Origin of the sequence: Nitratidesulfovibrio sp. SRB-5, assembly GCF_019931275.1 — a bacterium.
Classification (GTDB): Bacteria; Desulfobacterota; Desulfovibrionia; order Desulfovibrionales; family Desulfovibrionaceae; genus Cupidesulfovibrio.
The window spans coordinates 1-19,030 of sequence record NZ_JAIOTY010000004.1 but is presented as its reverse complement, the minus strand read 5'-3'; the positions used below and the strand labels follow the sequence as shown (position 1 = coordinate 19,030).

Here is a 19,030-nt window from a genome sequence, read left to right as displayed (position 1 = left end):
TGCGGGGCTACCCCCCAACCAAAAAGTTTGGGGGGATGGGGGTCCGGGGGAAGGAGACCCTTTCCAAAGGGTCCCTTCCCCCGGTCAAATCGGTGCAGGCTCTACCGCAAGTTGAGCAGGGTATCCTGCGTGAAGGCGGGCGGCGCGGTGGGCAGGTACACGGTGAAGGTGGCCCCGTTGCCGGGGGTGCTTTCCGCCACGATGCGGCCGCCGAGTTTTTCCATGATCGAGTAGCAGATGGCGAGGCCAAGGCCGGTGCCTTCGCCTGCCTTCTTGGTGGTATAGAACGGGTCGAAAATGTGTTCGAGCACGTCGGGGGCGATGCCGCCGCCGGTGTCGGTGACGGACACGAACACTTCCTGCCCGCCTTCGGTGGCGCCGGTGCGCACGGTGATGGAGCCGCCCTGGCCCACGGCGTCGATGGCGTTGTCCAGCACGTTCAGGATCACCTGCTGCACCTGGGCCGTATCGGTGGTGATGGCGGGCAGTTCGGCGTCGAAATCCTTGTGTATGGTGATGGAGCGGTGCAGGGCCTCGCTTTCCAGAAACTTCACGGTCTGCTCGGTCAGCACGTTGAGGGGCACGTCTTCCTGCATGGGTTCCATGCGGCGGCCAAAGCCCAGCATGCGGTGGGTGATGCCCTTGGCCCGGTCCACGTGCTGCTCGATCTTGACGGCGGCTTCCTCGATTTCGGCGTGGTGGCCCATGCGGGCGGCGTCCTCTTCGGACAGCAGGTCGCGGATCCACCCGGCGTTTTCGCGGATGAGCATGAGCGGGTTGTTCACTTCGTGCGCCACCCCGGCGGCCAGCTTGCCGAGGGCGGCCATCTTGCTGGACTGCATGAGCGATGCGTCGAGCATGGCCTGCCTGCGGTCGGCCTCGATGACCTTGTCCACGATGACGCGGGTGGTGAAGAAGGTGCCCAGGCAGATGACCACGGCCCCGCCCAGCAGGAACAGCACCACGATGATCTGGGTTTGCGCCAGGGGCGAAAGCGGCTCGCGCGGGTCGTCCATGACCACCAGCAGCCAGGGCATGTTCTCGAGCCAGGTCATGCCGGTGATCATGGGCCTGCCGTCGGTGCTGGCCACGGTATCCACCACCACTCCGCGCTTGGCCCTGTCGGGCATGGTCAGGTGCAGCCCGGACCTGGTCATGATGGCGCCGTTGTTGCGCGAATCGGATTGCAGGGTGCCGTCCACCGCCAGCAGGAAGGCATCGCTGTTGGTGCCGGAATAGGCGCGGTGCAGCATGGCGCTGACGGCGGCGGAATCGATGGTGGCCCGCAGTATCCAGGCCCTGCCGTTCTCGCGGCGCATGACCGCGATGATGAAGTGCGGAAAGCGGCGGAAGCCGGTGAACACGTCGCTGACGTACTGGCCCTTCAGCATCACCTCGTGGAACCACGGCTCGTCGCGGTAGTTGGCCGCTTCCAGCGAATACGGCCCCACGTAGGCCACGTGCTGGCCCTGGTCGTTGATGACGCCGATGTCCACGTAGGAGCGGGCGTTGGACTGGATGACCCCGAAGATGGTGCCCAGCCTGGCGGGGTCGGACAGTTCGCTGAACGGGTGGGTCCAGGCCAGGCTCTTGATCTGCGAGACGCGCTCGGCCAGGAAGGTATCCAGCGCGCGGCGCTTGCTTTCGGTCACCGCCTCGATGCCCGAAACCATGCGTTCGTGGTAGGTCTTGGAAAACTGGAGATGGATGAAGAAGCCCAGCGCGAACAGCGGCACGAGCGAAAAGGCGAGCATGGCGAAGGTGAGCCTGCGCCGCAGCCTGGTATATCCGCCGATGTCCATCCAGCCTCCGTGGGCGGGCCCCCCCGCGACGGGGGGCACCCTGAAAAGACCGCCCGGGAACGATCACCGGGAAAAGGGGCCTGGGGAAAAGGAAGGAACGCGCCGTCCACGGCGTGAAAACGTTGCGGCTTCGGAACATCCGCTTCACGACGGATACGCCGGAACATCAGCGCGGCAACCTCTCTCCCCCGGCGGCACACTTCTGAAACACGGGCCGCGCAGGGGTCACCCCATGTGCTACAATTACCCGATCATCCAGCATTTTACAATCGTCGGAAGCGTCCGGTCCACCGAAACGGGCGAAACAGGGAAGCAACCGGCACCCGTTCCGCCGGTTTTCGTTCCGTCTTCGTCCCGTGTCCGGTCCGTGTCCGGTCCGTGTCCGGTCCGAGCTTGATGCGGCACCGCCGCCAGGGGGATCAGATGGGGGCGGCGGGGTCCACGGCCCGGCGCGGGCGGGCGTCGTCGCCGGACATGGCCTGTTCGGCCTCTGCCGCTGCCGCAAGATCGGCCTCTTCCAGCAGGCGGCGGCAGTCGGCCAGCATGGCGGCGCGCCGTTCGGCCAGTTGCGGCCCGTCGTTCATGATCATGTCCAGCTGGCGGGTATGGATGGTCATGTACCCGGCCACCAGCAGCATGCGCAGGGCATCCGGCTGGGGCAGGTTTTCGATGCGGGCCGACAGCGCGTCGCGGCGCACGGTGCAGGCAAAGCCGAATTCGCCCAGCAGCCCGGCCACGAATTCCACCCGGCGCACCCGGCGTTCGATGTTGGCGGCCCCGCCGCGCAACTGGAAGACCACGTAGTTTTCGGGGGTGCGGTCGCCCACCAGCGATTCCACGGCCACGAAGTGAAAGCCGAAACGCGAGTGCAGGCTGCAATAATTGCGCGAAACCATGAAGTAGTTGCGCTCGGTGAAGAACGCGCTCTGGGCAGCCGGATCCAGATGCGGGTTGGCCGTGGCCTCGAACATCACCGACAGGAAGCCCTTGGCGTCCACCGGCGGCGGCCCCTGCCACGGCACGGCGTTCATGCCGCGCCACAGGGTGCGCATGGGCACCGAGGTTACCCGCGCGATGGGCACCAGCGGGCCGTTGACATCCCCGTCGAAGCCGTCGTCCAGATTGACCACCCAGAACTGCTTGGGCACGTCGCACTGCAACTGCTTGACCCGTTGCGGCGCGTGGCGCTGCTGCGAGCCGAAGCGGAACATCTCTGCCACGGCCTTTTCGTGGCAGAAGCGGCCCAGATCGTGGAAGGTGCGGCAGTTGGCCGACTTGAAGTCGGGCGAATCCGGGTCCAGGGTCAGGGGCAGCATGTGGTGGGCGGCGGCGTCCAGCGCCTGCAACACCGGGCTGCCGGGCATGAAGTTGCATTCGTGCGGGGCCGATTCGATGAAGGCTTCGATGCGGCCCGGGTACACCACGCCCACGTCGCCATGCACGGTGACCATGGCCCCCTGCTCCAGAAGGTCCAGCGGGCTGCCCTGCCGGAACGGGCCGAACACGGCGGGCTTGCCGAATTCGCGCGCCACGGCGGCCAGCTGGCTGGAAATGCGGCCCCGCTCGGCCACCACGGCGCTGGCGCGGTCCAGCAGCATGCCCCAGTCGGCCAGGTCGCGCGCCACCACCAGCACGGCGCCATCGGGGAAGCTGCGCACGTCGTCCCGCTGGCGCACGATGTGCACCGGCCCGGCCACCACGCCCGGCCCGGCGGTGATCCCGCCGTCCAGCAGGGCCGGGGGCGGGCATTCGGTCTGGGCGGCGTCCTCGGCTTCCGACTCGGCGTAGCTTTCCGGCAGATGGGCGCGCGGCGCGGGCAAGGGCCGGGCATGCAGCAGCGAGACGGAACCGTCCGGCTCCAGCAGCCAGTCGATCTCCTGAGGCAGGCCGCAGCGCTCCTCCACGGCCAGGGCCAGTTCGGCCACGGCGCGGGCCGCCGCGTCATCCAGAACTGGCAGAACGGGCGGAACGGGCAGAACGGGCGGAACGGGCAGAACGGGCGGAACGGGCAGCGCCTCCCCCGTGGCCGCGTCGGCCCTGGGGGCTATGCTGCGCAACCGCACAGAACCGCCCACGCGGCAGACGTGGTAGGCGTCCACATCGTGCGCGCCGTCCTCCACGGCCTCGGACAGGCCGCGCGCGGCGTAGACGTGCACCGAGGTGTCGCGGGCGTGCAGGGGGTTGCCGGTATAGGCGATGCCCCCGGCCACCGGGGCATCCACGGCAAAGCAGCCCACGCACACGCAGGTGCCCGCGTCGCGCAGGCCCCGGTTGCGGCGGTAGGCGATGGCCTGGGGCGAATACTTCAGGGCCAGGGTGGCGCGCAGGGCGTCCAGCACGCGCTGCCTGTCGGATTGGGCGTCGGGGCCGGAGCCCTGTTCGAACAGGGGAATGGACGGCCCCCACAGGGTCATGCCGCCCGCGTCGTCGTCCGTGTTCTCGGCGGCGCCCGTCGAACCCTGCGGCCAGACCCGCCCGCGCAGCAGAAGGCGCATGTCCCGCCCGTGCGCGCCGGGCCGCGCGGCCATCCGCTTGCGCAGGGCGTACAGGGCGTCCATGAGCGCGTCGGCCACCTCGTCCGGCACCTCCGCCGCCTGGATCAGCCCGACGATGGACGGCGAAAGATCCAGCAGGTTGTCCGGCCTGATGCCGCCCGACGCCTGCACCCGCCGCCCGATCTCCTCTTGCAGGGCCTGATGGCGGAACAGCCGCTGACAGGCGGCGGCGGTGATGATGAACCCGTCGGGCACACCCCCGCCCGGCATGCCGCCCGGCGTGGCGGACGCGGCAGCCTCTCCGTCGCGCGGGGCCAGCGCCGCGCGCAGTTCTCCCAGCCGGGTCAGGGCAGGGTCGGCAAGGTCGGGCAGGGTAAGGTCCGGATGGCCTAACGGCAGGGCAAGCGGGCCGTCCATGGTGGCGGGGCGGCCATAGACGATGGCCGAAACCTCGGCCTGGATGGCGTCGAAGCGGGCGAAAAGTTCCGGGTAGCGGCCAGGGGCCAGTTCATCCAGCTGGCGGATGCACTGGTAGACCTGGGTGGTGATGCGGGTGCACAGCGAGCGCACCGTCTGCATGCCGAAGGGATGGACACAGCACAGGGCCAGTTCCATCTCGGTCATCACTTCCTGCAACTTGGCCCAGGCGTTGAGCACCAGCTTGAAGCGGTGATACCGCGCCGCGAAGGCCTCTTCGGCGGCGGCGCGCTCCTCGTCCCGCCGCTTGCGGCGGAAGGGCAGCCAGCAGAACAGACCCATGGCGGTTTCCGGGTGGATGCAGGTTTTGGATGCCCCTAAGAGCCCTTGCGCGCCGCAGCCCTGCGCTCAAGCTGACACTGGGTGTAGGCATCCTCGATCTTGAACAGCAACTCGTCGAAATCGGTGGGCTTCATCAGGTAGCCGAAGGCCCCAAGGCGCATGCCCTCCACCGCCACCTCCATGTCGGCGTGGCCGGAAAGCATGATAACCTCCACCCCCGGAAACTCGGTGCGAATGCGCTCCAGCGCGCGCATGCCGCCCATGCCCGGCATCTTCACGTCCATGACCACCACGTCGGCCCCTTCACGGGCCAGATGTTCCAGCGCTTCTTCTCCGCTGGCCGCGCGCGCCGCCGGAAAGCCGCGCTTGCCCAGGCGCAGGGCCAGCATTTCGGTGCTTTCGGGCTCGTCGTCCACCAGCAGAACGCGCGGCAAGGTGCGAACGCCACCGGACGGGGCTCCGCCGGTGTGGGCATCTGATGTCGGCGTGTCGGTCATGGAGCCTCCCGGCGTCAGGATGGCGGGCCTGCCCCCGTGCGCGTGCGGCAGCGGGGTGCAGGTCCGCCCTGCCTTCCTACCGTTCTTTGGGATGGGCCACAAGGTGGCTGGACACACGACAGTCGCACTCTCGTGCCCCTGTCATGTGGAGACGTGCAGAGTCATGCAAAGACATGTCGTGAAAAACCGGGGCCGGGACATGCCGGGTCACGCGGGGGCGCGCAGGCGGACAGCCCGGCCACCCGCCCCTCTCGTTGTTACCGCGCGCAAATTGGGCTAGAACCGCCCCTGACCCACTGACATACCGGTACCGCAACCTCACATTTGGCCCACGGATTCGCCATGGTGAACTGGATACTGCCCCGGGTGGTGCGCTTTCGCCCCAGCCTGCGCGTACGCATCGGCCTGCTGCTGGCCGCGCTGGCGGCCACGTCCATGGCTGCCGCCGCGCTGCCGTTGCTCATGGCCAGCGGCCGGCTGTCCCTTCCCACGCCCTTCGGCACCTGGACGGCGGACCCGGCCACCGACGCCCTGGGGCTGATGCTGCTGGTGCTGTTTCTGGCCGGGCTGCTGGCCGTGGTGGTGTTCCGCCAGGTGCTGGGGCCCATCCGCCGCCTGGCCCTGGAAGGGCTGGAGGATGCCGACGCCTACGGCAACGAGGTGGAGGTGCTGGACCGCCGCCTGCGCCACCTGCTGGACACCATGCACCGCACCCAGGTGCAGCTGGAAGAAAGCCACGAAACCCTGCGCCAGACCGAAAAGCTGGCCCTGGTGGGCAAGCTGGCCGCCGGGGTGGCCCATTCCATCCGCAACCCGCTGACCTCGGTGAAGCTGCGCCTGTTCGCGCTGGAACGCAGCCTGAAGCTGGGGCCGGACCAGAAGGAACAGCAGGAGGACTTCGAGGTCATCGCCGCGGAAATCCGCCACCTGGACGCCATCGTCACCAACTTTCTGGAATTCTCGCGCCGCCCGCGCCTGCGCATGCAGCCGGTCAGCCCGTCCGACGTGGTGGACATGACCCTGCAACTGCTCAAGCACCGCCTGGAATCGTTCAACGTGGCGGTTGCGGTGCACCGGGCCGAACGCCTGCCCGTGGTGGACGGCGACGCGGAGCAGCTCAAGGAGGCGCTGGTCAACCTCATCCTGAACGCGTGCGAGGCCATGGGCTACGACGGCACGCTGGACATCACGGAAGAAAAGGGCATCATCAATCCCTTGGGCCGGGCCGTGGTCATCCGCATCGCGGACAGCGGCCCCGGCGTGCCCCAGCACATCCGCGAGGAAGTCTTCCAGCCGTTCTTCAGCACCAAGGAAGAAGGCACCGGCCTCGGCCTGCCCATCGCCCGGCGCATCTTCGAGGAGCACGGCGGCTGGCTGCACCTGCATTCGGCGCACGGCAAGGGGGCCACCTTCGTCATCGTGCTGCCCGCCCGCAAGGACGACTCATGGCTAAGATCCTGATCGTCGACGACGAACTGCAACTGCGCCAGAGCTTCCAGCGCCTGCTGGCCGGGGAAGGCCACGACGTGCGCGCCGCCTCCACCGGCGAGCAGGGCATCAAGCTGGTGCGCGAAGAGTTGCCCGAACTGGTGATCATGGACGTGCGCATGCCCGGCATGGACGGCCTGACCGCCCTGCGCGCCATCCGCGAGATAGACGCCCGCCTGCCGGTGGTCATCATGACCGCCTATTCCACCACCGAGACCGCCATCGAGGCCACCAAGCTGGGGGCCTTCGACTACATCCTGAAGCCGTTCGAGATCCCGGACATCCTCGCGCTCATCGAGCAGGCCGTGGAGGCGGGCCGCCGCATGCGCGCCCGCGTGGACATGGTGGCCGACGGCGACGACGGCACCGGGCAGGAGACGCTGGGCGAGGCCCTGGTGGGCACCAGCCGGGCCATGCACCAGGTGTACAAGGCCATCGGCCGGGCCGCGCCCACCGACGCCCTGGTGCTGGTGCGGGGCGAATCGGGCACCGGCAAGGAACTGGTGGCCCGCGCCGTGTACCAGCACAGCCTGCGCGGCGAGAAGCCGTTCCTGATCATCAACTGCGTGGCCATCCCGGACACCCTGCTGGAAAGCGAACTGTTCGGCTACGAGAAGGGGGCCTTCACCGGGGCCACCAATCGCCGGGTGGGCAAGATAGAGCAGGCCAACGGCGGCACCGTGTTCCTGGACGAAATAGGCGACATGCCGCTGGGCATCCAGGCCAAGCTGTTGCGCCTGTTGCAGGAAAAGCAGATCGAACGGCTGGGCGGCAGGCAGCCCATCCCCGTGGACGTGCGCATCATCGCGGCCACCAACACCGACCTGGAGGCCGCCGTGGCCGACGGGCGCTTCCGCGAGGATCTGTACTACCGGCTGAAGGTGGTCACCCTGTGGCTGCCCCCCCTGCGCGAACGCAGCGAGGACATCCCCCCGCTGGCGCGGTACTTTCTGGCCCGCTTCTCGCGCGAGATGGACATGCCGAACCCCGGCATCACCCCCGAGGCGCTGGCCTACCTGGAAGCGCAGCCGTGGCCGGGCAACGTGCGCGAACTGGGCAACACCGTGCACAAGGCGCTGGTGTTCAGCCGTGGGGGGCCGCTGGGCGAACCGGACCTGAAGCAGGCCCTGGAGGCCAGCCGGGGCGTGCGCCCCGGCAGCGAAGGCCCGGCCTGCGACCTTTCGCTGGCCGCCGACCAGACCATGCAGGAGCTCATCCGCCGCACCCTCAGCGAAAGCGACGGCGACAACGTGTTCGATTCGCTGATGGACCACGTGGGACGGCTGGTGGTGCGCGAGGCGCTGCACCTTACCGGGGGCAACCGCACCCGTGCCGCGCGCCTGCTGGGGCTTTCGCGCCCCACCCTGCTGGCCAAGATCGAAAAATACGGCCTGCGCATCGAGACGCAGGTTTCCTGACGACGGCGGGCGGGCCGTCACGCCTCCGCCACTTCACTGGCACTTTACCGGCATTGCACCGCACGGGCGCCCCTCCGCCTGTCCGCCCCATGACGGGGAGGGCGGCTGCCCGATCAACCAGCATCAACGAAAGGCCCGCCACGCCGCGCGTCTGGCTGCTTGATTCATTATCACCCCCTTGTCTTGCGCCCGTTTCTCGGATAGGTGCATGACAGCGCATCGCCAGACTGTTATCTTATATTTTTTGCAAGACCTGACCAGAAACAGGAAGCCCCCGGCTTCCGGAAGCACCCATAGATGCACATGCCCGTAAAGCCCGCCTTCAACCCCCTATACCAGCAGGTCAAGGAATCGCTGCTCCGCCGCATTGCCACAGGCGAATGGGCACCGGGCAGCTTCCTGCCCAGCGAACCCGTGCTGGCCGAAGAATACGGCGTCAGCCACGGCACCCTGCGCAAGGCGCTGAACGAGCTGACCGCGGAGCGCCGCGTGGTGCGCTACCAGGGCAAGGGCACGGCGGTGGCCACCTTCGACGCGGACGAGGCGCTGTTCCGCTTCTTCCGCATCGTCAGTTGCGAGGACAGGCGCACCCTGCCCATTTCCGAAGTGTACGGGGCCGCCCACACCAAGGCCGACGCCGAAGAGGCGGCGGCGCTGGACATTGCCCTGGGTGCGCCGGTGCTGCGCATAGAGCGCGTGCGCTCGCTGGACGGCGTGCCGCTGCTGAACGAACGCATCACCCTCAGTTGCTCGCGCATGCCGGGCGTCGAGTCCATTCCCGTGGGGTCGCTGCCCAACACGCTGTACGATTTCTTCCAGAAGCGGTTCAACGTCACCATCGCCAAGGCGGACGAAAGCATCACCGCCGTGGCTGCCGACAAGGTCGACGCCGAGCGCCTCGGCATCCCGGTGGGGCACCCGCTGCTGGCCATCCGCCGCGTGGCCATGGACATCGAGGACAACCCCGTGGAACTGCGCCACACCCGCTGCGTGACCACCAACTTCCACTACCGCACCAAGCTTTCCTGATCCCTCGCCGGGACACCACGGGACGGGCGCACGCCCGCGCCGCATGCGAACACACGGAACGGGCCTTCCCCAAGGGGAAGGCCCGTTCTTGCGCATACGGCGGAGTCGGCGTTGCGGTCGCCTCACCGCCGCAAGTTTTCAGGGCGGAGAGTACCCGCTCACGCCCCCCCGGCGCGGTGCAGCAGATCCTGGTGCAGCGACCACGGTATGGCCACCCCTTCGCGGTGCGCCCTCCGTTGCAGTTCGAAACGTCGCGCACCGGGCAAGCGAGTGGAAGGCTGGTCCAGCACGTGGCCCAGCAGCGCGGCGGCGCGCCCGGCGAAATCGGCGCCGAAGGCCTGCGGCGCAATGAGCAGCATGCACTGCCCGGTGCGGGGCGGGCCGCCCGCCGCATCCAGAAACGACGAGGCCTCGTACGCGTGGTTGCTGCCGGTGAGCGATGCCGCCAGCAGTTCCACCATCAGCGCCAGCGCCGCGCCCTTGGCCCCGCCAAAGGGCAGCAGCATGCCGCCAAGGGCGGCCCGCGCATCGGTGGTGGGGCTGCCGTGGGCGTCCACGGCCCAGCCCGCGGGAATGGGCTGGCCCTCGCGCGCGGCGGCAACGATCTTGCCGCGCGCCACGGTGCTGAGCGAAAGGTCCATGACCAGCGGATCGTGTTCCGGCCCGGCACCGGCGGCAGCCGTGGGTTCCGGGGCATCTTCCGGCGGCGCCGGACAGGCGAAGGCCAGCGGATTGGTGCCCAGCGAGGCGCGGTTGCCGCCCCACGGGGCCATGGCCGCCGGGGTGTTGGCAAACAGCAGCGCCACCAGCCCCTGCCGGGCGGCCCGCTCCACGTGCAGCCCGGCCACCCCGCAATGGTGCGAATTGGTCACCCCCAGCGCCGCGCACCCCATGCGCAGGGCCAGCGGCACGGCCACGTCCAGACCGGCCTCCAGCGCCGGATAGGCGAAGCCGCACCCGGCATCCACGCGCACGGTGGCGGGCAGGGGTTTTTCCACGCGGGGCACGGCATCGCCACGCACCTTGCCCGCCGCCACCTGGTCGGCATACTGCGGCAAACGGGCCACCCCGTGCGAGGGTATGCCCATGCACTCTGCGGCCACCAGCGCCCCCGCCACGGAAAATGCGGCGGCGGGCAGCACGCCCGCCCGCTCCAGCACGGTGCGGCACAGCGCCGCAAGGTCGTCGGGCCCTAGGATCACGCTCATGGTTGCTCCTGCGGCAGGTTGAATCCGGAAAGTATCCGCCAGGTTGCCGACCCCGCCAAGGGCAGGATCCACGCGGGCCTCAAGGCAGGATTCTCGTTCGCTGGCAGGGAAAACAAGCCTGCCACGAAAGAAGCATGCTCTTCGGCATTCGACCGAAGTGGCGGGCGGAGTTTCGACCACCCTGCGCACCGTGCCCGTATCGTTGCCGTCCCCATCCGTGCGGTTCGCAGGCTCACCCCTGGCTGGGGCAACGCTTGCAGGCTCGCGTAACGGGCACGCTCCGCGCCCTTCGGGTCGGTCCGGCGGGCGAAAAGTCCCGCCGGGGGCACATCCTACGCGCGCAGGCGGGTCAAGGCCTGTTCCAGTTGCGCGGCCATTTCCGACAATTCGCGGATGGCCACGGCCGACTGCTGCATGCCGCCCGCCGTTTCCGCCGCGATGTCGCTGACCGACTGCACCGTGCGCCCGATCTGTTCGCTGGCGGCGGACTGTTGCTCCGCCGCCGTGGCGATGCCGTTGACCTGCGCGGCGGAGTCACCCACGATGCGCACGATGGCCGTCAGCGCCTCGCCCGATTCACGGGCCGAGCGGGTGGCCTCGCCCACCGCCGCCACGGAATGCTCCACCGCGTCCACGTTGCGCCGGGCCACGTCCTGAATGCCCCGCACGCTGCCGCCCACTTCCGCCGTGGCCTGCATGGTGCGTTCGGCCAGCTTGCGCACCTCGTCTGCCACCACGGCAAAGCCGCGCCCGGCGTCGCCGGCCCGCGCCGCCTCGATGGCCGCGTTCAGCGCCAGCAGGTTGGTCTGGTCCGCGATGTCGGCGATCATCTCCATGACCTTGCCGATGGCTTCCGCCTTCACGCCCAGCTCCTGCATGTTGCGGCGCACCGCGTCCGATCCCGACGCCACTTTCTCGATGGCGGTGACGGTGCGGGCCACCACCTGCGCGCCTTCTTCCGCGTTGCGGCGCGAATCGTCGGAACTGAGGCTGGTGGCGGCGGCGCTGGCGGCCACCTCTGCCACGGCCCCGTTCATTTGGGTGATGGCGGCCAGGGTTTCGGCCATGCGCTGCTGCTGCACCTCTGCCCCGGCGCCCACCTGTTCGGCCTGGGCGGCCAGTTCTTCCGCCGCGGCGGCGATGCGCGCGGCAATGGCGTGGGCCTCGTCCGCCACCGACAGCATGGTCCGGTTGGCCGCTTCTACTCCCATGCGGGCCTCGTCCGCCTGCTGCATGGCCAGCCGGGCCCGTTCCGATTCCTCTCTCGCGCGCTGCGATTCCTCTTCCGCGCTGGCAAGGTGCTTCTTCAGCGAGTGCACCATGTCCACGATATGACCGTATACGCCTGCGCGGGGGCTGCCGTCATCAATGTCGTAGTCGCCCTCGGTGACCCGCCGGGCGATGGCGGCCAGTTCACCGGGGTCCTTGCCCAGTTGGCGCACGGTGCCGCGCGGCAGGACAAAGGCGATGACCCCGCCGACGCACGTTGCCGCCAGCGCCACCCCGGCCAGAAGCCATGTGGCCGTTCTGGACGCGGCGGCCAGGGCCTCTCCGGCGTGGGCCAGGGCCTCTCCGGCTGCCGCCTGGGCCGCCTCCAGCACGTGGCGCTGCTGCTCCAGCGCGGCAAAGCGCGCCTGCATGGTGCCCGCGCACAGACCGAAAGCCATGCCGTAATCGTTGACCAGCCCCTGCAACTGCCCCAGGGCCTCTGCCACGGAGGGATCAAGCTGGCCCTCTCCGGCCTGTTCCAGTTGCTTGCGCACTTCGAACAGATGGCGGGTCACCTTGCGCCGCAGATCCTTGTCGGGCTGGACCAGAAACTGGCCCGCATGCACCCGCACGGTGCCGAAGCCCGCCATGGCCGCGGCCAAATGCCGGTAGCTGCCAAAGCGGGCAGCATCCGGCGCAGCCCGCATGGAGGCGGAAAGCGTCTCTTCAAGCCTGGCGGCAGCAGCCTGCACGGCCTCTGCGTTGCGCACCAGGCCCTCGCGCATGACCGAAATTTCCTGGGTGGAGGAAACCAGCTGTCCGAAGGCCGTCCTGAACTTTTCCAGGTTCTCCACCAGGGCCTTGCCGTCGGCGGCGGCCCACTCTTCGCTCAGGGTGCCCATGACTTCGGTGACGATGGACAGCGCACCGTCAAGGTGCTGGCCTGTAACGTCGGCCTGCGCTTCCTCGCCGAGCAGCATGTAGCGCCCCATGGACGCCTCGGCCGAGGACATTCGGCGCATGCCCGTTTCGATGGCAGTGGCGTACCCGCCATATCTGACCATGTCGTGCATTCCCCGCCACCCGATGCCGCCGACGACGACCGTCAGCAGGAGTACGGCAAGAAAACCCAGATAAAGCTTGGTCTTCAGAAGCATGCTGCCCTCCGGAGTGTGTCTGCTGTTCCGCCGACGCCCCGCCGGAGCCAACAGGCCGCCGCAGGAGCGCTCTACCGGTCCGCGCGGACCGGCCCCGCCTGACTGCTGTCCCGCCCCCTTGCTTGCAGGTTCGATGCATGCGGGCGCTGCCGACCCCGGTCATCCCCGCCCCCCCGGGCAGGCACCTGCCTGTGTTGCCTTGCTTGCTGCGGATGCCACCGCTGCATGGGATGTACCGGGCTCCCCGGACGGCCCCGGGAACGCGCTCTGACCGCAGATCCCCCGTGCGGACAGAAGCGGACTGCCGGGCAATCCGCGCCCCTGCCGCCTGCAGGGCGGGCGGACTCCGTATGGGCCGGGCCCTTGCGAGCCCGGCGTTTTCCCGACCGGCTTGCCGTGACGGCCCTTCAGGGCCGATCCGGTCGCCATGCGGAATCCGCCCGCCGCCTCAGGAGGAGGCAGGCGAGGAATCTATTTCCGGTAAAAGAACGAAGAGTTGGCGTTCTTCACCACGGCCACGCGCGGATTCCGCATCCCCGCCAGCCAAGTGTTCACGGTTTCCTGCATGTCGCCGGGCGTCAGCAGGCATTCGCGCAGCCGGTCCGGGCCCAGGTCGGAATGCACCACCACCTCGAAGCTGGTGGTGGCCCGCGCGAACAGGAACCCCTTGTGCGCGCCCATGCGGAACGCCCCGGACTCGAAGTCCTTCTTCAGCGAATGCGCGCACGGAAAGCGCCGCACGTAGTCGTGGTACACCTCGTCGCCGATGCCCTGGTCGCACTTGGCCACCAGCAGCACCTTCGCGCCGCGCGCGGCGCACTGCACCGCCGTGTTCAGCCCCTTCTGGGCCTGGTACAGGCAGAGGTCCTTGGGGGAGCCCCCGCACGAGGCGATGACGATGTCATACGGGGCGTCGTAGGCAAGGCCGTACACCTGCGCGGTGACCTTGGCCGCCGCGCGCATGACCAGCGGCGGCCAGCCCACCAGCACTGCCACCGGCCGCTTGGCCGCATCCAGCACCACGTTGACGGCCATGGCCACCCCGGCCAGTTCACCGGCCTCGTCCAGGTCCAGACGCACGGGGTTGGTGTCTATGGCGCCCACCGTGGCCGCCGGATCGCGCATCAGCCGATGGTTGGCCTCGATCATGGCGGCAGAGGCGCAGCCGATGGCCACGCCCTTGGCCCCGCCGGTGAAGCCCACGAACTGGTGCGCGTCCACCATGCCGATGACCAGCCGCAGTTCCGCCGCGCCGTACGCGGCGTTGACCTCCACCGGGGTGCCGCGCGTGGTGGCGCCGAACCGCACCAGCCCGGAGTGCTCGGCGTCATGGGCAACCACCCGGCAGCCGCGCAGGTCTTCCGGCAGGACGCGGGCCAGCTGGGCCTCGTCCGCCGGGGGGTGCAGGCCGCCGCCGACCACGATCACCACGTCCTGCGGCTTCAGCGTCGGATACGCGGCAAACAGCCGGTCCAGCAGCGGCGGCAACAGCAGCCGCACCGGAACGGGGCGCGTTTCGTCGGGCACGGCGATGGCCACGGAGCGCGGTGCCGGGCGGTCTTCCAGCCGGGGGCAGCCCAGCGGTTCATCCAGGGCGGCGTGCAGGGCGGCCAGAGGATCGGCCAGCGGCTGCACGGGGTTCGGTTCGAACACGTCCACGTGGACGGAATCCGGCAAATCCAGGGGCACGTAGCCGTGCCCGTACTTCAGGTCGATGCGCATGGAACGAAACCTCTCGCATGAAATGTTGCCGCAACGGGGTGCCCGAAAAGATCGAACCCCCGCCGCGCGGTACCAGCACGGGAACACGCACGACGGGGGCAGAGCGGAAGGCGCCTACGGCCCACCCCGGGCATCGGGCGCACAAAGGGCGGCGGGGACGTCCAACAGCATCACGTCCCCGTCGCGCCGGACCGCATCAACCGTCATCGGAAACCCGGTTGCGCACCACCGCACGGTGCAGGCGGGGATACGCCAGCACAAGCGCAACCCCCAGGATCATGGCGCCGTATTCCACCACCGCGGTCTGGGGCAGCACCGAATGCATGAACGGGTCGGTGACGATCATCTCGCCGCCCACCTTGCCCAGCACAGCCGCGCCGATGGTAATGATGATGGGGTAGCGTTCCATGAGCGTGGACAGCAGGTTCGAGGTGAACACCACGAAGGGAATGCTGAGCGCCAGGCCGAAGATGAGCAGGCCAAGGCTGCCCTTGGACGCGCCGGCCACGGCCAGGATGTTGTCCGTGGACATGACGAGGTCGGCCACCACGATGGTGATCATGGCGTCGAACAGGCCCTTGCACTCATGGCAGTCCTTTTCCTCGCCGCCACTCTCCATCAGCAGCTTGACGGCAATCCACAGGATGAGCGCGCCGCCCACCAGCTTGACGTAGGCAAGGCCCAACAGCTTGGCCGCGAAGAAGGTAAGGATGATGCGCAGCAGCACGGCCGCGCCGGAACCGAGCATGATCCCCATCATCTTTTGCCGATGAGGCAGGTTGCGTACCGCCAGTGCGATAACCACGGCGTTGTCCCCGGCAAGGACAAGGTCGATGAGCACGATGCTGAGCAGCGCGCTCAAGAATTCCCAGGTAAACGCTATGCCGCCGGGAAACAGGACGTCCATCATCTGACTCTCTCCTTGAAAATGATCGGCGAAAAGACGCCCGGCGTGACGTACAACGCGCCACGCCGGGCGTTTCGGGAGCGGTGGTTAATCGTCGCCGTCGGCCAGGGCCTCGGCTTCGCCGCTCTTGTACTGGACCCACAGGCCGCGCACGAACGAGCCGATGGCCAACACCATGAACACGCAGGCGATGGGACGGGAGAAGAACACCATCCACGAACCGCGCGACATGAGCAGGGACTGCGACAGAGAGGTTTCCAGCATCTGGGCCAGCACGCTGGCCAGCACCAGGGGCGCCATGGGGAACTTCAGCTTGCGCATCAGGTAGCCGACGACGCCGAAGGCCAGGGTCACCCACACGTCGAACAGCAGGAAGCGGATGCTGTACGCGCCAAGCACCGCGAACACAAGGATCAGCGGACCAAGCACGGGGAAGGGAATGAGGGCGATGCGCGCCCACATGCCCACCAGCGGCAGGTTGAGCAGCAGGCAGATCAGGTTGCCCACGTACATGGAGGCGATGATGGCCCACACGAAGGTGGGATCGGACTGGAACAGCAGCGGGCCGGGTTGCAGGCCGTACATCATCAGGCCGCCCAGCAGCACGGCAAGGGCGGGGCCGGTGGGCAGGCCGAAGGCCAGCAGGGGCACGAAGCCGCCGCTGGAGGTGGCGTTGTTGGCGCCTTCGGGCGCGGCCACGCCTTCAATGGCGCCCCTGCCGAAGCTTTCGGGGTTCTTGGACAGGCGCTTTTCCATGTCGTAGGCCACGAAGGTGGTCACGGCGGGGGAACAGCCGGGCAGAAGCCCCATGAAGAAACCCACGATGGACGAGCGCAGCATGACCCAGCGGCAGCGGTACACGTCGGCCCACTTGGGCATCCACTCGACCTTGCGGTTGTCGAGCATGTAGGTGATGCGCTGCTCGACGTTGCAGAACACTTCGCCAAGGGCGAACAGGCCGATGATGACGCTGATGAAGTTGACCCCGGCCATCAGCTCGTCCGAGCCGAAGGTCAGGCGGGCAACGCCGGTCAGGGGATTCTGGCCCACAAGGGCGGCGGTGAGGCCGAGGATGGCGCTGACAAGGCCCTTGAACAGCGCCTTGCCGGCCAGGCTGACCACCAGGGACAGGCCCATGACCATCAGGGCGAAATATTCGGGCGGGCCGAAGTACAGGGCAAAGCTGGCCAGGGTGGGCGCAAAGAAGGTCAGGCCCAGCAGGCTGACCGTGCCCGCCACGAACGATGATATGGCCGATATGGCAAGTGCGGCGCCTGCCCTCCCCTGTTTTGCCATCTCGAAGCCGTCCAGTGCCGTGGGCACGGACGAGGCCTCGCCGGGGATGTTAACCATGATGGCGGTGGTGGAGCCGCCGTACATGGCGCCGTAGTAGATGGCGGCCAGCATGATGATGGCGGGGGTGGGCGGCAGGAAGGTGGTCAGGGGCAGCAGGATGGCGATGCCGCTGGAGGGGCCGATGCCGGGAAGCACGCCCACGAGGGTGCCGATGAAGCAGCCCACGAAAGCCCACATGATGTTTTCCGGGCTCATGGCTACCACGAACCCTTGGAACAGCAAGTCGAATGAGAAGAACATGAGCGGACTCTCCTATGAACCCAGCACGCCGAGCGGGAAACTAAGCGAGAGGTAGTGGATCATGAGGTAGATGAACACTGCGGTGCCGAGGCCGGAGAGAATCCCGGCGAGAACACTCATGCCGAGGTAAGGCACGAGCACGGCGACGAAAACCATGCTGGCAACGGGCAGGCCCAGCAGGTTGATGACGGCGATGTACACCACCAGCGCCACCAGGGTGACGATGATGTGCCGCCAACCGTCGGCGGCCGGCCAGTCGACGGGAATTTCCTCGCCCTTGTAGTTTATGGCCCGCACGACCAGCAGCACGCCGCCGATAGCCGTCAGCACGCCGCACAGCAGCGGCAGCGCCTTGGACGGCAGTCGCTCGCCCATGAGTGCCGGAATGTTCATGGCCGCGATGGTGACGGCCACGCCCAACAGGCAGATGAATATGCCGCTCACGATGTCGGCAGAGCGGAGTGTCCGCATAGAATGTCCCCTCTTCGGATGCATAAGGGGGCAGATCCGGTGGCACTACCGGCCCTGCCCCCCGTGTGCGCGTTACTTTTTGATGGACTTGGCCAGTTCGGTGTACTCGGCGGTCACTTTCTTGATGTACGCGACGCTGGCTTCATGACCCATGGACAGGGGCACGAAACCCTGGTCGCGCATTTCCTTCTGGATATCCGGGTTGTTGGCAATTTCCAGGAAGGCCTTTTCAAGGGTGGCGATGGCTTGGGCCGGGGTGTTCACGGGAACGCCCACGCCACGGTCGATGGAGTCGACCATGTCGAAGCCCTTTTCCTTCAGCGTCGGCGCGTCGGGGAAGTGCGGGAAGCGCTGCTCGGTAGAGAACGCCAGCACGCGCAGCTTGTCCTTGAAACGCACGAGGTCGTCGGAGTTGGCGAACACGGCATCCACATGGTTGCCGAGGATGGCGGTCATCTGGGGGGCGGAACCGGTGAACGGCACGTAGCTGAAATTCAGGCCCGCCAGTTTTTCAAGACGCAGGGTGGCCATGTGGTGGCCGGAGAATGCCGCAGAGCCGCCGATGGTCACGCCGCCCGGATCCTTCTTGGCCGCGGCCAGCAGATCGTCAATGGTCTTGAACGGGCTGTCGGCATTCACCGCAAGGCCGAGGGGCGTGCTCTGGAACATGGCCACGGGCACGATCTGCTCGGTCTTGTAGCCTACGTTCTGCTGCATGGGCTGCAGAATGATGTGCGGGGTGTTGATGGTGTAGAAGGTGTAGCCGTCGGGCTTGGTGCGGGTCAGTTCCTTCCAGCCCACGGCGCCGCCGCCGCCTACCACGTAGTCGACAACGATCTGCTGGCCCAGGATCTGGTGCAGGTATTTCTGCTGGCGACGGGCCTCACGGTCGGACTGACCGCCCGGATCGAAGGTCACCACGTAGGTGAGCTGCTTGGAGGGAAACTTGTCTTCTGCGGAGGCAGATGCGGTCCAGAGCATGGCGACGCACAGGAACGCAATGGCAAGAACGTTACGGAGGCTGTAGCACCGGTTCTTCATGGCCTTTCTCCTGCCGGCCAGGAAGGCCGGGCTTGTTGACCTATAAACCTACAGTCCCAGATACCAAGGGAAAACTCCCCCCGTGGTCGTCCACGAGGGGAGCAGGCATACAGACTAGGCGCTTTCGTACAGGCGGGTAAGGACGAATTCGCGGTGGCCCAGCACTTCGGCGGCGGTGTTACGGCCGTTGGCGGTGCGGATGGCCATTTCCACCAGCTTGTCGCCGGCGCC

At 67.8% G+C, this 19,030-nt stretch carries 14 protein-coding genes; 3 read left to right on the top strand and 11 right to left on the bottom strand.

All coding sequences use genetic code 11. From position 1 onward, the window contains the following. Window positions 1-101 precede the first annotated feature (101 nt). The 3 genes from K6142_RS15290 to K6142_RS15280 all read right to left on the bottom strand — a co-directional run bounded on the left by K6142_RS15290 (window position 102) and on the right by K6142_RS15280 (window position 5,553). Window positions 102-1,802 carry an ATP-binding protein gene (locus tag K6142_RS15290; RefSeq protein WP_190245415.1) on the bottom strand — a complete coding sequence of 567 codons (1,701 nt, stop codon included), beginning with the start codon at window positions 1,800-1,802 and terminating at the stop codon, window positions 102-104. 419 nt (window positions 1,803-2,221) lie between these two features. Then, entirely contained in the window at window positions 2,222-5,056 is a 2,835-nt protein-coding gene (locus K6142_RS15285) for a PEP/pyruvate-binding domain-containing protein (RefSeq protein WP_190245414.1), read from the bottom strand. Window positions 5,057-5,091: 35 nt separating this feature from the next. Continuing rightward, window positions 5,092-5,553: a response regulator gene (locus K6142_RS15280; RefSeq protein ID WP_190245413.1), complete on the bottom strand. Its 462-nt coding sequence runs from the start codon at window positions 5,551-5,553 to the stop codon at window positions 5,092-5,094. Between the two features lie 342 nt (window positions 5,554-5,895). Here K6142_RS15280 and K6142_RS15275 point away from each other — a divergent pair, with 342 nt between their 5' ends. The 3 genes from K6142_RS15275 to K6142_RS15265 all read left to right on the top strand — a co-directional run bounded on the left by K6142_RS15275 (window position 5,896) and on the right by K6142_RS15265 (window position 9,488). Beyond that, a complete protein-coding gene (locus K6142_RS15275; protein ID WP_012613110.1) occupies window positions 5,896-7,014 on the top strand; it encodes a sensor histidine kinase in 1,119 nt (372 codons plus the stop codon). After that, the gene (locus K6142_RS15270) at window positions 6,999-8,459 is read left to right on the top strand and encodes a sigma-54-dependent transcriptional regulator (protein ID WP_190245412.1); all 1,461 of its coding nucleotides are present in this window, start codon (window positions 6,999-7,001) and stop codon (window positions 8,457-8,459) included. Before K6142_RS15275 ends, K6142_RS15270 begins: the two co-directional genes overlap by 16 nt. 297 nt (window positions 8,460-8,756) lie before the next feature. After that, window positions 8,757-9,488, top strand: a complete 732-nt coding sequence (locus tag K6142_RS15265; protein ID WP_190245411.1) for a GntR family transcriptional regulator — start codon at window positions 8,757-8,759, stop codon at window positions 9,486-9,488. 158 nt (window positions 9,489-9,646) lie between these two features. Here K6142_RS15265 and K6142_RS15260 read toward each other — a convergent pair whose 3' ends face one another. The 8 genes from K6142_RS15260 to K6142_RS15225 form a co-directional block, all read right to left on the bottom strand. Then, window positions 9,647-10,696 (bottom strand): Ldh family oxidoreductase, encoded by a 1,050-nt coding sequence (locus K6142_RS15260; protein WP_190245410.1) that lies wholly within the window; start codon window positions 10,694-10,696, stop codon window positions 9,647-9,649. 332 nt (window positions 10,697-11,028) lie between these two features. Beyond that, window positions 11,029-13,062 (bottom strand): methyl-accepting chemotaxis protein, encoded by a 2,034-nt coding sequence (locus tag K6142_RS15255; RefSeq protein ID WP_190245409.1) that lies wholly within the window; start codon window positions 13,060-13,062, stop codon window positions 11,029-11,031. A 471-nt stretch (window positions 13,063-13,533) separates the two neighbouring features. After that, window positions 13,534-14,784: a nickel-dependent lactate racemase gene (larA, locus tag K6142_RS15250; RefSeq protein ID WP_190245408.1), complete on the bottom strand. Its 1,251-nt coding sequence runs from the start codon at window positions 14,782-14,784 to the stop codon at window positions 13,534-13,536. 196 nt (window positions 14,785-14,980) lie between these two features. Beyond that, entirely contained in the window at window positions 14,981-15,694 is a 714-nt protein-coding gene (locus K6142_RS15245; RefSeq protein ID WP_190245407.1) for a TerC family protein, read from the bottom strand. A gap of 84 nt (window positions 15,695-15,778) precedes the next feature. Then, complete coding sequence (locus K6142_RS15240; protein WP_190245406.1) at window positions 15,779-17,287, bottom strand: tripartite tricarboxylate transporter permease; 1,509 nt, start codon at window positions 17,285-17,287, stop codon at window positions 15,779-15,781. Between the two features lie 12 nt (window positions 17,288-17,299). Then, entirely contained in the window at window positions 17,300-17,758 is a 459-nt protein-coding gene (locus K6142_RS15235; protein WP_190245405.1) for a tripartite tricarboxylate transporter TctB family protein, read from the bottom strand. Window positions 17,759-17,830: 72 nt separating this feature from the next. Continuing rightward, entirely contained in the window at window positions 17,831-18,799 is a 969-nt protein-coding gene (locus K6142_RS15230) for a tripartite tricarboxylate transporter substrate binding protein (RefSeq protein ID WP_190245404.1), read from the bottom strand. 114 nt (window positions 18,800-18,913) lie between these two features. After that, window positions 18,914-19,030 (bottom strand): UxaA family hydrolase (locus K6142_RS15225; RefSeq protein ID WP_190245403.1); only part of this gene is annotated, 117 nt, incomplete at its 5' end.

Excerpts from the sequence above, each read along its gene's own strand:
- K6142_RS15270 (WP_190245412.1), top strand. The coding sequence starts at position 6,999 with ATGGCTAAGATCCTGATCGTCGACGACGAACTGCAACTGCGCCAGAGC.
- K6142_RS15245 (WP_190245407.1), bottom strand. The coding sequence starts at position 15,694 with ATGATGGACGTCCTGTTTCCCGGCGGCATAGCGTTTACCTGGGAATTC.
- K6142_RS15265 (WP_190245411.1), top strand. The coding sequence starts at position 8,757 with ATGCACATGCCCGTAAAGCCCGCCTTCAACCCCCTATACCAGCAGGTC.
- larA (WP_190245408.1), bottom strand. The coding sequence starts at position 14,784 with ATGCGCATCGACCTGAAGTACGGGCACGGCTACGTGCCCCTGGATTTG.
- K6142_RS15285 (WP_190245414.1), bottom strand. The coding sequence starts at position 5,056 with ATGGGTCTGTTCTGCTGGCTGCCCTTCCGCCGCAAGCGGCGGGACGAG.
- K6142_RS15280 (WP_190245413.1), bottom strand. The coding sequence starts at position 5,553 with ATGACCGACACGCCGACATCAGATGCCCACACCGGCGGAGCCCCGTCC.
- K6142_RS15255 (WP_190245409.1), bottom strand. The coding sequence starts at position 13,062 with ATGCTTCTGAAGACCAAGCTTTATCTGGGTTTTCTTGCCGTACTCCTG.
- K6142_RS15275 (WP_012613110.1), top strand. The coding sequence starts at position 5,896 with ATGGTGAACTGGATACTGCCCCGGGTGGTGCGCTTTCGCCCCAGCCTG.
- K6142_RS15230 (WP_190245404.1), bottom strand. The coding sequence starts at position 18,799 with ATGAAGAACCGGTGCTACAGCCTCCGTAACGTTCTTGCCATTGCGTTC.
- K6142_RS15235 (WP_190245405.1), bottom strand. The coding sequence starts at position 17,758 with ATGCGGACACTCCGCTCTGCCGACATCGTGAGCGGCATATTCATCTGC.
- K6142_RS15290 (WP_190245415.1), bottom strand. The coding sequence starts at position 1,802 with ATGGACATCGGCGGATATACCAGGCTGCGGCGCAGGCTCACCTTCGCC.
- K6142_RS15240 (WP_190245406.1), bottom strand. The coding sequence starts at position 17,287 with ATGTTCTTCTCATTCGACTTGCTGTTCCAAGGGTTCGTGGTAGCCATG.
- K6142_RS15260 (WP_190245410.1), bottom strand. The coding sequence starts at position 10,696 with ATGAGCGTGATCCTAGGGCCCGACGACCTTGCGGCGCTGTGCCGCACC.